Origin of the sequence: Streptomyces sp. NPDC046712, from assembly GCF_040645695.1 — a bacterium.
GTDB lineage: Bacteria > Actinomycetota > Actinomycetes > Streptomycetales > Streptomycetaceae > Streptomyces.
On the sequence record NZ_JBEYYW010000030.1, the window covers coordinates 20,844 to 33,117 of the forward strand.

The 12,274-nt window shown below is 71.3% G+C and carries 10 protein-coding genes and 1 pseudogene; 5 read left to right on the forward strand and 6 right to left on the reverse strand.

Features of this window, described 5'->3' with window-relative positions:
* The first annotated feature begins 9 nt into the window (after positions 1–9).
* Positions 10–531, forward strand: a complete 522-nt coding sequence (locus ABZ939_RS30490) for an HAD domain-containing protein (protein WP_361862192.1) — start codon at positions 10–12, stop codon at positions 529–531.
* A 66-nt stretch (positions 532–597) separates the two neighbouring features.
* Here ABZ939_RS30490 and ABZ939_RS30495 read toward each other — a convergent pair whose 3' ends face one another.
* Positions 598–1,410, reverse strand: coding sequence for an SDR family NAD(P)-dependent oxidoreductase (locus tag ABZ939_RS30495; RefSeq protein WP_361862195.1), 813 nt, complete (start codon positions 1,408–1,410; stop codon positions 598–600).
* Between the two features lie 177 nt (positions 1,411–1,587).
* Here ABZ939_RS30495 and ABZ939_RS30500 point away from each other — a divergent pair, with 177 nt between their 5' ends.
* Both ABZ939_RS30500 and ABZ939_RS30505 read left to right on the forward strand, forming a co-directional pair.
* Complete coding sequence (locus tag ABZ939_RS30500; protein ID WP_361862197.1) at positions 1,588–6,390, forward strand: hypothetical protein; 4,803 nt, start codon at positions 1,588–1,590, stop codon at positions 6,388–6,390.
* Positions 6,391–6,453: 63 nt separating this feature from the next.
* Positions 6,454–6,930: a hypothetical protein gene (locus ABZ939_RS30505; protein ID WP_361862200.1), complete on the forward strand. Its 477-nt coding sequence runs from the start codon at positions 6,454–6,456 to the stop codon at positions 6,928–6,930.
* Between the two features lie 13 nt (positions 6,931–6,943).
* Here ABZ939_RS30505 and ABZ939_RS30510 read toward each other — a convergent pair.
* Together ABZ939_RS30510 and ABZ939_RS30515 are read right to left on the reverse strand one after the other, a co-directional pair.
* Positions 6,944–7,083, reverse strand: a pseudogene (locus ABZ939_RS30510) (IS5/IS1182 family transposase); the annotation flags it as partial.
* 141 nt (positions 7,084–7,224) lie between these two features.
* On the reverse strand, positions 7,225–7,620 hold the full coding sequence (locus tag ABZ939_RS30515; RefSeq protein ID WP_361862203.1) for a hypothetical protein: 396 nt from the start codon (positions 7,618–7,620) through the stop codon (positions 7,225–7,227).
* 230 nt (positions 7,621–7,850) lie between these two features.
* Between ABZ939_RS30515 and ABZ939_RS30520 the strand changes: the two genes are divergently transcribed.
* Positions 7,851–8,963, forward strand: coding sequence for an ABC transporter substrate-binding protein (locus ABZ939_RS30520; RefSeq protein ID WP_361862206.1), 1,113 nt, complete (start codon positions 7,851–7,853; stop codon positions 8,961–8,963).
* A gap of 126 nt (positions 8,964–9,089) precedes the next feature.
* Here ABZ939_RS30520 and ABZ939_RS30525 read toward each other — a convergent pair whose 3' ends face one another.
* Positions 9,090–9,863, reverse strand: a complete 774-nt coding sequence (locus ABZ939_RS30525; RefSeq protein ID WP_361862209.1) for a MerR family transcriptional regulator — start codon at positions 9,861–9,863, stop codon at positions 9,090–9,092.
* Positions 9,864–9,867: 4 nt separating this feature from the next.
* The gene (locus tag ABZ939_RS30530) at positions 9,868–10,020 is read right to left on the reverse strand and encodes a hypothetical protein (protein ID WP_361862211.1); all 153 of its coding nucleotides are present in this window, start codon (positions 10,018–10,020) and stop codon (positions 9,868–9,870) included.
* 281 nt (positions 10,021–10,301) lie between these two features.
* Between ABZ939_RS30530 and ABZ939_RS30535 the strand changes: the two genes are divergently transcribed.
* Positions 10,302–11,432: a serine hydrolase domain-containing protein gene (locus tag ABZ939_RS30535; protein WP_361862213.1), complete on the forward strand. Its 1,131-nt coding sequence runs from the start codon at positions 10,302–10,304 to the stop codon at positions 11,430–11,432.
* 76 nt (positions 11,433–11,508) lie between these two features.
* Here the strand turns inward: ABZ939_RS30535 and ABZ939_RS30540 are convergent, their stop codons facing one another.
* A complete protein-coding gene (locus ABZ939_RS30540; RefSeq protein ID WP_361862216.1) occupies positions 11,509–12,228 on the reverse strand; it encodes a DinB family protein in 720 nt (239 codons plus the stop codon).
* Between the last annotated feature and the right edge of the window lie 46 nt (positions 12,229–12,274).

Here is a 12,274-nt window from a genome sequence, read left to right on the forward strand (position 1 = left end):
CGTCCTTCCGTGACTGGCACCGCGCAGCGTCCGCTGCTCTTTCTCGATGTCGACGGACCACTCATCCCCTTCGGCGCGGAGCCGCCGCGGTATCCGACGTATGCGACAGGCAGTGGGACGCATGGAGCCGGCGCGCATCCGCTCCTGACCAGGATCAATCCCGAGCACGGACTCCGGCTGGCGGCGCTCCCGTGCGAGGTGGTGTGGGCAACGACATGGATGGCTGACGCGAACGAGCTCATCTCCCCTCGCATCGGCCTGCCGCAGCTGGCCGTGGTGACCTGGCCGGAGCCGTCGGACATCGACGACCAGGACGAACGCGCCGGACTGCACTGGAAGACCCGGCCGCTCGTCACATGGGCGGCAGGGCGCCCGTTCGCCTGGGTCGACGACGAGATCACCGACACCGATCGGGCCTGGGTCGCCGCCCACCACCAGGGGCCCGCGCTGCTTCATCGAGTCGATCCCCGCCTCGGTCTCACGGATGCCGACTACGCGGCTCTCGACTCTTGGCTGCGACGACCGTTCTGACACGTGACGGACCAGGCGATGCCTGGCCGCGAGAAGGCTCGACCGCGGTACGTGAGGGCGGGGGCCTTATCCGATCAGGCTGTGTGTCAGCTTGATCAGGCGCTCACGGGCCTCGGCGTCGTACGCCTGCTCATGCGCGCGCGCATCCGTGAACTGGTCGAAGTAACGGCCCGTGGTGGTGGCGAGTTCCGGGTCGAGAAGGAGGCGCACGGTCGGCCGGACGCCCTCGTCCGTGCCGGTGACGGGGGTGAGGCCGTACGCGCGGACGCCGTTCGTGTCCATCAGGTGGGCCGGGTGGAGGGTGTTCACCGTGACTCCGGTGCCGTCCAGTTCCGCGGCCAGCTCAAACGTCGCCATGATCATGGCCAACTTGCTTCTGCAGTAGGCGCGCAGGCCCTCGTAGTCCCGCTCCAGCATGACGTTGTCGAAGTCGATGGTCTCCTGACCGATCGAGGCGACGTTGATCACTCGGGCGGGAGCCGAGGCGGTGAGCAGCGGCAGCAGATCGCGGGTGAGGGCATAGGGGGCGAGGTGGTTCACGGCGAAGCGGAGTTCATGGCCCTGGCGGCTCAGCTCGCGTGTGAGGGGTTCGGCTCCGCCGCCCGCCACCGCGTTGTGGATGAGGCCGTCGAGGTGCGGTTCCACCGCACGGATCCGGTCGGCCATCGCATGCACCTGGTCCAGGTCGGACAGGTCGGCGAGGTACGTACGGATGGTGGTGCCGCGGGCGGCGGCCCGCGCCTCGGCTGCCACGGCCTCCAGACGAGTGCGATCCCGGCCGTGCAGCAGGACGGTGCCGCCGCGCGAGACCAGGTCGAGTGCGAGAGCGCGGCCCATGCCCTGGGTTGCGCCGGTGATCAAAGTGGTGCGCTGAGTCATGGCGGCCACTCTGGCAATGCGTGGCGGAGGCTGGGAGGGTGAGTCGATGCTGGTGTTGTCACCACCACCTGGCTCGGCCTCCCTCTTGGCATCCCGAAGTCCGCGGCGGGCTCGGGCGCACCCACTCCGCCTTCGATCCACAGAGCGTTGTCGGTCGCGTATGCGACCATCCGAGGCATGATCGTCTCGCTCGATTCCCTGTTGCCCGCCGCCGGTACGCACGTCTCGACCACCTACGCAGACTGGGCCGCCGCCCACGATCCGGACGCGGCCGGGATCGCGCGTGATCTCATCGACGACATGGGATCCGAACTCAACCGGTCCTGGACGAAGCCCGGTCGGTTCGTCGACACGATGGCGGCGCGGGCGCGGCGGCTGCCGCCGGCACACCTGCCGTGGTTCTGGGACACGGTCGGGCACCGGCTGATCGGTTACGGGAGCAGGCCGGGCGGACGGGCCTACGCGGCGGCGCGGGCGGCCGAGGCCCAGCACGGGCTGCCGGTGGATCCCGGCTACCGCCGGGCCAACGCGCTGCTGTTCGCCAGGGGCGGCGCCATGCCCGCCAAGGAGTTCGGGGCCCATCAGCGCTTCCTCGCCGAGACGTTGGAGCCGGCCGCGGCGCACGCGGCCCTGGACGCGTTCCTGACTGCGTGGGCGGGCTCGCCGGCGGACCTGCCGACGGATCTGGTGCGCCGGGTGCGGGCCTCCGCCAAGGCGGCCGGGCACGGGGACGAGGAGGTCGCACGCGTCGTGGGCGCGATCCTGTCCGTCTCCCGGAAGAAGTCGGTGCCGGACGCCCTGCTCACCGCCGCGAGCGTGGTCCTGGAGGCTCATCCGCCGACGGACACGATCGCGGCCGGTCTGGTGGCGGTCTTTCCGGACGGGGTCACCGACGGCGGGGCGTGGCTGCGGATGCTGATCGCCTGCGGCGCCACGGAGGCGATGGAGTCCGGGCGGGTGGTGCCGGAGGGCGGGCTGCCCCACTGGGTCGGAAACTTCGTGCGCATGTACCAGTACGCGGCCCAGTCCGGCGGCGGGGTCGGGCGGCAGCCGCTGCCGCCGGAATTCCTCGACCTGGTGGGCCGGTTGGGGCCGCGCCTGCGGGCTGCGGGCGACCCGGTGACCCTGCACACCACCCGGCACCACTACCAGGGCTTCGACGCGGACGTGCTGGACGCCTGTCTGGCGGCTGGGGTGGCGGTCGTCGACCCGGGCCCGGAGGTGACGATGCGGTTCTGGGGCGAGCGGTCCCGGCGGGACCTCGCCGCGCTGGCCGCCGATCCGGTGTTCGGCCCCAGGCTGGAGGGGACCGTACACGCGAACCTGCTGCCGAACTGGTCCATGGCGCGCCGGCGGCAGCCCGGTTCGGCGGTGACGTTGCTGCCGGGCAACCAGGGCATCGCCGACGAGGTCGCCAGGCGCGTCGGCAAGCTCGTCGACACGGTCGCGGGCGGCGGCATGGCGGGCGCCGAAGAGGCCGTGGCCGAGCTGGAGACCCTGCTGGACCGACCGACGGTGTCGGCGCTCGGCGGGATCGCCGACGCCCTCGCCGGTGCGGGCACGGCGGGCGCTCTGCGGCGCTCGCTGGCGGCCGGACTGCCGGAGGAACTGGCCTGGCCGGCCCTGGAGTCGGTGTACGCCGAGTTCGCGGCAGAGCCAGACGCAGGCACCGGTGCGGGTGCGGGCGTCGGCGTGGGGGCCGTCGCCGAGGAGGCGGTGGACGGGGCCCTGCCGGGGGTGGCAGGGGTGACCTCCACCTGGCCCGTGCTGACGGTGTTCGGGCGGGACCGGGCGGTCGCCGTCGCCCCGGACGGAGTGCGGGGCTCCTGCCGGTTCACGGTGCCGCAGGACGCGACCATGTTCGCCGTCCACTACGTGGGGGGCTCCTTCCTGGTGAGCTGGACCCTCGCCCCGAACCCGTACCACTGCGACACCGCTGTGTGGGCGGACCGTCCCGAGGAGCCGTTCACGCCCGAGGAAGTGGGTGGGCTCGTGCCCTTCGGGGGCAGCCTGGACGGGGCGTACGGCTTCCAGTTCGAGACCGCCGACGGGGGCGGGCGACACGGCGGCTGCCGGGTGTTGCGTCCCGGTGGCACGGAGGGCATCGACCGGGACGAGCTGCAGCTCGGTGACGGCTCCCGGATCTGGACCAACGCCATCTACGGGAGGCAGCCGTGGGAGGTGGTGGACCCGGTCACCGGGGAGCGGCGGGGCGCGGCGGCGCTGCCGGACTTCTCGGGCCGCGCCGCTGACGCCGATCCGGCCGCTGAGCCGTCCGAGACGGGTATGACCCTCGCCGTGGAGGCGCTGCAGCTGGCGCCGCTGCCCGCCGGTCTGACCGCCTCCCCGCTGGGCAGCCGGGACGGGCTCGTCGGGACCAGGGTGCTGTTCCGCACCCGGCACCGTGACCACGCGCCCGACCACTTCCTCGTGGAGAGCATCGACGGGCGCACGGCCCGGTTCGACATCGACCGGCCGGGGCAGGAGCCCTGGGGCCTCTGGGCGCCGCCGGAGGGCGCAGTGGAGGACGTGGTCCTCGCCGAGGCGGAGACCCGGACGGGAGTGCGCGCCTACACCGCCGACGGCGCCCTGCTGTGGGAGCAGGACGGGCACCGCTCACCCCGGCACCCGCGGGTGAATCCGGCCAGGCGCGTCACCGTGTCGAGGGGCGTGGCCCTGCCACCGGCCTTCTGGTACCTGCTGCGGACCCGGGACGCGGCCGGGTCCCGGGTGCTGAGGACCGTGGGACAGGACACGGCGGACGCATTGCTGACGGCGGCCATGGACGGCGCGGAGGCGCTTCGCGCGGCCGTGGCCCGGGAGTTGCCGGGCATCACCGACTCCGTACTGGCCGACGCCGTCGTGGCGGTGGCCGAACGGGCAGCCCGGGTGGAGGAGCGGCGGCTTGCCCTGCACCGCCGCGTCACCCTGCTTGCCGAGGCGCCGCCAGCCCTCCCACGCCGGTCCGCGCCGGACACCGAGCTGATGCCCGCCCTGCTCGGCATGGTCTCGCACCCGGAGCGCGATCCGTGGCGGCGGACTGCGGACGTGGCCCTTCCGGCGACGCTGAGCGCGCTGGCCGCCGACGGCGCCTGCCTGGCGGGGACGATCGTGGAGGAGGTGCGGCGGCTCTCGCCGCCGGCGGCGCCGCACGACTGGTCACAACTGCTCGGCTCGATAGACGCCGTGGCGTGGCGCGCGGCGGTGGCACCCACCCCGGACGGGGCGCGGGCCGCTCTGCTGGCGCTCCTGGACACCTGGGCCGACCAGCCGTTCGCCCACGCGGGCAGCCGGTGGTGGGTGGGCCGCGCCTCCGACGCCGGGATCCTGGACGGGCTGCGCGGCGCCGGCGTCCCGGTGGCGTCCGCCGTGGTGCGGCCCGGAGCGGCGGAATGCTGGTTCGTCGCACCCGCGGCCGACGACGTGGAGGGCGATCCGGTACCGGCGAAGATCGAGGAAGCACGACTCGTCCTCGTGGAGCGGGACGACGCCACCCGGCTCCGGGCCCTGGTGGCGGCGGTCGACACGCACGGGCCGATCCCGATGCCGGAGTCGGCGGCCGCTCGCTTCGCCGAACTGACGGGCGTGCGACGGGCCGTGGCCCGGCTCGTGGTGGCCGGACTGGTCGGCCGGGCCGCCCAGGACGAGGACCGCGCGCTCGCCCGCAAGGCCCCCTACAAGGCGACTCCGATGACGGCCGAGTCGTACGAGCGACTGCGCACGCGACTCGGCAGCACCGGCATACGGGCCGTCCTGGCCGCAGCTCTGCCCGAGGACCCGACCGAGCTGTGGCAGCCGGGCGGCGTCGAGGCGGCCGCGGAACGGATGGCCGCGGTGTGGCGGGAGCTGCTCGGGGCCCTGCCCGCCGTGCACGACGAGGCGGCCGACGCCCTGGAGGCCGACCTGGGGCTCGGCGAGGTGTGGGCCCGACGGCTGGCGAGCGGGTACGAGGCCGCCGAGGACGCGACCGTGGAGGCGGCCGACTGGGAGCTGGCAGCTACCCCGTACGGCATCGGGGTGGAAGTCAGGGCCGTACCACCGGCCGGCCCCGAGCTGCCCTACGGCACCCCGGTGGGCCTCCCGCTCGGCCGGATCGCGAGCGCGCTGGTGTGGGCGTGGACCGACCGGCCCGTCGGCGATCCGGCAGTGGCCGGCGCGATGGCCCTGTTCGAGCGGCTGCGAGCAGAGCTGGAACGCCCCGAACTCCTGCTGGCGCTGCCCGGCGGCCGGATCCAGGACACCTCGGCGCGAATCGCGGAGCGGTTCGGACCCGGGCGGCTGCCGGTGGCGATGGACCGCCGTAAGGAAGAGGGACCGGTTCCGGTGACGGCGTACGACTCCGGACCCCTGGTGGTCTGCGCGCCCGGCGGCGCCTCCTTCCTACGGCCCGCAGCGGTCGCCGACCCCGAGGCATGGCAGAAGGTGAAGGAGAACACCGACCTGACCGAGGAACTCAACCGCGTGGCGCCGCTGCTGGTCGGCGGCGGGCTGGACCGGATGATGCGCCGGGCCCGCTCGGGAGCCGTACCGGCCGGCGCGTACGAGGCGGATCCGAGGCAGTCCTGCCCGGAACTGGTCACGCGGGTGGCCGGTGAGCTCGGCGTCGGCCTGGACGCGGCTGCGCTCTACCTCCAGGTGGCGACGCTGGCCACGCCCACCGACCGCAACGTGCGGCGGTGGAACGGCTGGTCGACCAAGCGGCACGCGGAGGTCCGGGCGGAACTCCTCGCCACCGGCGCGGTACTGGAGGCCAAGCGGGCACGGGCGGGCCGGACCGTGTTCCTGCCCGGCGATTGGACCGAGCTGAAGGCCCCGCACCTGCCGCTGGAGACGGCAAAGCTGGCCACGCACGAGGTGCGCCCGCTGTGGGACAACGAGATCCACGCCCCCTTCGGCCGGATCCTCCCGACAGCACCCCTGCACGAGATGTTCACGGCGACCTGGGAGCGGCTGTCCGGCGGGCGCGGAGACGGCCACTAGGTCGTGTTCGATGGGTCGTGAATCATGTGGGCGTCAACGAAGCAGTGCGGCAATGATGTGCGCGTGTTCTACGAAGATCTCAGCGAGTACGACTATCAGGACGAGGATGAGTTCACGGACAGGGAGTCGGGCGTCTACGCGCTCTGGTACCGCCCGGCCTACACCCGCCTGAACATCGGGTGGCTGGAAGCCGGTAAGCCGTACGCGACAGGGACGGTCCCCAGGTTGTTCGTGGAGAAGCTGAAGGCTGTTCAGGAGGTCCAGTGGATGAACGTCTGCCTCGGGGTGCACGAGTGCGACCTGTGTCCTGCGGATGAGGCTCCGGAAGGGAACGGGGAGGTACGGATCCCGGGCGGGCCCGGCATCGCTTATGCCGCACCGTTCATGATCACGCACTACATCACCACTCACGGCTACCGACCGCCGCAGGCCTTCAGGGATGCTGTTCTCGCTGTCGATCTCGACGCATGGGCGTCCGCACGGTGGCCTGACGTCCCCTTTCCCTGGGTTCCGGATGACGCGGAACGCATGCTGGAGTAGCGACGAGCGAGCCTCACGTGCGCAGCCAGAGCCGATCGAGGCGACGGTGACCGTCCCGTGAAAGACGTAGGCCCGCTTGTCGTAACGGGTCGCCACCGCACGGAAGACCTTCAGCCGGCTGATCGTCCGCTCCACTTCCCTGCGGCGTCGGTAGATCTAAGTTCCAGCCGAGCCCATTCCTGATCCGAGAGATCACCCCGCCCCACGTCGACCGAAACGATCCATCAGCGGGCGAGTCACGCGACCCATCGGACACTGCCTAGGCGTGGATGGGAAGTGGGTCTTTCGAGCAGCTCATGCGGCAAGGTGCCGTCGGACGAAAGGCGCCGTGCCCAGGACGAGCGCGGTGAAGGCGAGCAATCGTTGGAGGCCGGGCTGAGCAGCGAGGCTGCTGCTCTGGATGCCATAGGTCGCATACCAGTTGGCGGCGAGGTCGGTCGCCACGATGACGCAAGCGAGGTCTGTCCCTCGGCGCTTGCCGCTGATCAGAAGCGCAGCTGCGAGCGGGTCGAGGAACGCCAGCGAGGACCAGTAGAGGTTGAGCCACTCAGGAGCCCAGTCGTAAGCCTGAAGGCCGTGATGGAGAAGGTCGGTGACATGCACGACGGCGCCAACGAGGAGCAGGCCGGCGGCAATGGCGCACACCACTGTCACCACCCAGAGCGGGGTCCGGCGCATCCAAGCGATCACGCCACTGATCGTCGCAGCCGCTGGTACGTCCCGTCAGGCACTCTGCCGAGAGGATCGCCCTGCGTGGAACGCGTAGGGATGTGCCGGCCGGCGGTCACGGGCCGGCTGACGGATACGGGACAGGGCGCGGGAGCCGGTCAATCTCCGCTCGGCTACTCTCGGCGCCACTGACGTTCACTCTGCGATCCGGGCAAACCGCAACCGAATCGTCCCTCGGGAGACGCCAACACATGAACACGCCACCATCGCCGCCTGGAGCGGGACGGACTGACGGATCATCCGTCCAGATCGGCGCCCTCGTTCCGCTGACTCGGCCTGGCTGGGTCCAGGCAGGTCAACACCTGCTCGCCGGACTCGAACTGGCCGTTCACGAAGTCAACAACGTTGGCGGGATCCTCGGAAGACCACTCGAGCTGGTGGTCCGGGACACCGCGGCGGATCCCCAGCGGGCCGCTGCGGCCGTGGATGAACTGGCTCACCTGGGTGTGGCTGCCGTGGTGGGGGAGTACCACAGCGTCGTCGCTCGCGCTGCGGCCGCCAGGGCCGACGCCCTCGGTATGCCGTTCCTCTGCTCGTCGGCGGTTCTCGACGCGCTCACGGAACAGCCGACGGAATGGGTCGCGCGTCTCTCCCCGCCGCAGTCCCGCGGCTGGCAGGTCTACGCGGACTTCCTCCTCGGCGCGGGCCACCGTCGCATCGCCGTGGCAGCCCAGCCGAGTGTCTACTGGGCAACTGGGACCCGCATCCTGCGGGACTACCTCGCTCCACGCGGCGGCACCGTCATCGAACTCGACATGACCGTGCTCACCCCCACGGCCGTGTGCGACGAACTCGTCGACAATCGCGCGACAGCCCTCCTTCTTCTGGTCGGCCACCCGGAGCCGGCCGTGCCGATCGTCAAGTCCGTCCGCAGCGACCAGCGCCTCGCCGAGATCACGATCGGTGCTCCCGCCGGGCAACCGGAGTTCGCCGAATGGGCGACGTCGCTGGGCGATGACGGCGCCGCGATCCCGTTCTTGCGCTACCTTCCCGAACGCCTCGGCCCACTCGGCGCACGGGTCGAGACGGCCCTCCGCGAGCGGCTGGCCGAAGCGCCCTCCTTCGTCGCCTTCGAGGGCTACGACACGATCACCGTCCTCGCCGATGTGTTGCGCTCCCACGGCGCGGACCGGGCACGTACAGCCGAATCCTGGCCGCGCGTCGCAGTCGAAGGCACCCGGGGGCAGATCCAGTTCTCCCGCACGCCAGGCATCAGCGTGTGGCAATGGGCTTCGCCGCCGATCCAAGTCGTCGACCGAGATCCGGCGGAGCCCGACCGCTTTCGGGTCCTCCACGCCGGCTGAGAGAGCACGGAGGCCCGACGACCCTGAATCTGCCCGAACTCGAGCCTGTCCACCCCTCAAGACCAATCTCAGCGTCGACCACGGCTCCATCGACCCCCGACGCCGAATGTTGCCGCGAGGCTCCCATCAGTGGCGTGGGATGGGTACGCCTGCGGAGCGGAGTTTGGCCTCGGTGAGCGCGGTCAGCCGGGCTGAGATCGGCGCCTGGTCCTGGCGGTGATTGTTGATCAGCCTGTAACGGGTGGAAGCGCTGACCCAGGCCCGCAGGCTGGTGGAATTCCCCAGCAGTGCGGGATTGGCGAGATAGTGGTCGGCCATGGCGGTCGCGAGTTCTTCGATCCTCGGGTCGTCCGGCTCCCAGGTCTCGGCCTCCCAGCCGCGCTTGATCAGGTCGGTGTACCCGGGGTCGTCGAGCAGATGCTCGAGCTGGGTCAGGAAGCCGTCGAAGCCCTCCGGCACCAGCGCCCGGGCCAGCACCAGGGCCTCGCGTTGCCCGGCGACGTAGTCGGGACTGAAGCCGAGGCCGGGCATCCGGTCCAGGATCGCGCAGGCGCGGTCGGGCAGCAGGGCCCGGTCGCCGGTGAGCCGGTGCAGCGTGTCGCGGCGCGCGATCAGGCCCTCGATCTGCTCGGTGAGCCGACGATGGACGTCGTCCAGGGCGGCGGCGAACCGCTCGGGATCGGCGTCGAGCAGGTCACCGATCTCGGCCAGCGGGACGCCGGCCCCGGCCAGGGTCCGGACCTGGATCAGCCGGAGCAGGTCGGCCGACCCGTAACGCCGGTAGCCGGAACCGTCACGTTCCGGCTCGGCGACCAGGCCGAGCCGGTGATAGTGCCGCACGGTCTTGATCGTGACGCCGACGAACGCCGCCGCCTGACCGATCGTGAGCCCGTCTGCCATCGGTTCAGCACACCTCCAGGTCGTGGGCGGCCGGATCGTGGGCCGCTGCCGTCCCGCGAACCGCGTCGGCGACGGCACGGAAGTCCTCCCGCAGGATCGAGCCGCGGTCGCCGGCGACCTTCGCACTCACCATGAGGTACGGGTTGCGGACGATCACAGGGGCGAGGGTAGCGCGCCTCTGTTCCAGCTCATCACCCTCGTCGCGGAGGCCGGCACCCGAACGACGACTGGCGCGGACCGCTGCCAACGCCGGTTCCAAGCCGGGGACTTGCGATCCGTACCGGTCTGCCCACGGTCGTGATGGAGGTTGACCTTGACCTTGGGTCAGGGTGCACGCTCATCGCATCGCCGCCTCGAAGGGGCCGGTAGCCACCAGGGCCAGGACGTCGTCCATTCGCCCGGTGTCGAACATCCACTGTCGCGAGATGAGGAATGACCATGGGCGAGTCCCTCCACACCACGAAGAACTCCGCTGCCGGGCAGGATCGCCCGGAGCTGCAGAAGGCCATCCAGGAAATCGTCGATTCCGGAATCACCGGGGTGTCGCTGCGCGTGCACGACGAGCGCGGCGAGTGGGTCGGCAGCGCCGGGGTGAGCGAGCTCGGCGGGGCCGCCAAGCCGCCGATCGACGGGCACTTCCGTATGGGCAGCAACACCAAGACCTTCACCGCGACCCTGGTGCTGCAGATGGTGGCCGAAGGCAGGATCGGACTGGACATCCCGGCGGCCGACTACCTGCCCGAGTTCGGTCTTGACCGGCGGATCACGGTGCGGATGCTGCTGCAGCACACCAGCGGGGTGTTCAACTTCACCGGCGAGCTCTTCGAGGACGGGACGGTGGTGCCGGGCATCCCCTCCACCATCGCGGGCAAGGAGTGGGTGGACAACCGGTTCCACACCTACCGGCCCGAGGAGCTGGTACGGCTGGCGCTGTCCAAGCCGGCGCGGTTCGAGCCGGGCACGGGGTGGAGCTACTCCAACACCAACTACGTGCTGGCCAGGCTGCTCATCGAGAAGACCACCGGCCGCTCGTGCGCCGAGGAGACGCAGGAGCGGATCCTGGGGCCGCTCGGCCTGTCGGGCACCGTGGTGCCGTACACCTCGCCGGAGATCCCCGAGCCGCACGCCCACGCCTACTACCGGTACGAAGACGCCGGCCGGGAGAAGACGGTCGACGTGACCCGTCACAACCCCTCCTGGGTCTCCGCCGGCGGTGACATGATCTCCACCACCCGGGACCTCCACACGTTCATCTCCGCCCTGGTGAGCGGCAAGCTCCTGCCGGCCCCGCTGCTGGCCGAGATGCGCAATCCGCATCCCGCAAGCGGTTTCGGCCTGGGGTTGCGCGTGCAGGACGTGGGCACCGACGGCGGCACCGTCCTCTTCCACAACGGCGGCCACGGCGGCCACGCGGCGTTGATGTACAGCACGCCCGACGGCGGCAGGACCCTGACCGCCGCGCTGAACTATGTGGACGACGCCGCGCTGTCCCTGGCCGAGGCGTTCCAGAAGGCGCAGCAGAGGCTGGTCGAGGAGGTGTTCTGCGGCGGGGCAGGCCGAGCCGGCTGACGAGGAGGCCGAGCCGACTCAGCCGACGGGCTGAGCTCCTTGGAAGGAGCTCTTTGTGGACACGGCGCCCCGAGGCCTACCGGGGAGTGTTGGAGCGCGCCCGCCAAAGGTCGCGGAGCAACGCGATCTCGGCCATGTGGTGGATGAATTCGAGGTTGGCCCCCCACAGGACGGCGATGAACGGCTCCTCGGGGTGGGAGCCGTACGGGTACTGCGAGAGGCCGACCGTGTCGAGCTGGTCCTCGGTGAGGGCGCCGACGTCGGCACGCCAGCGGTCGATCACCGGCCAGAAGCGCTCCAGGGTCGTGGCAGCCGAGGGGGAGAAGTCGATCATCTGCTTCGGATCCTGCCGCCGTTCGCCGAAGGTCCACTCCCAGTTGCCCGCGAACTCGTAGTGCAGGTGGGCGAGCCGCCAAGCGATGGTGGTGATCGCCGTCTCGTCCGGCTCCGGCTCGCCGGTGTGGGCCAGGATCTGCTCGACCCGCTCGACGGTCACGCTCCAGTCCTCGGCTATCTTCTCCACCGACATGCCGCCGGCCGCCTGGCGGGCGACCTCCGCGTACTCGCTCGCCGGGATGTCGGCGGCGCCCAGGTCCAGCACCCACTCGCCCGGCCCGAACGCCCGCGGCGTCGTCGCCTCGGCGCGGCGCCGGAGCGACCAGCAGCCGGGCGCCGGCTCCCACAGGTACTCCTCGTCGCCCAGCCCCGCCAGCCGCACCCCGGCCATCTCCCTGGCCTTGTCGAACTGGTCGAGCAGCAGGCCCAGGCGGTCGGTCCGTACGCCGTCGGTCTCCATGAACGATTCCCCTTCGCGGTCGCGTGTCGCAACTCATTGCGCTCCG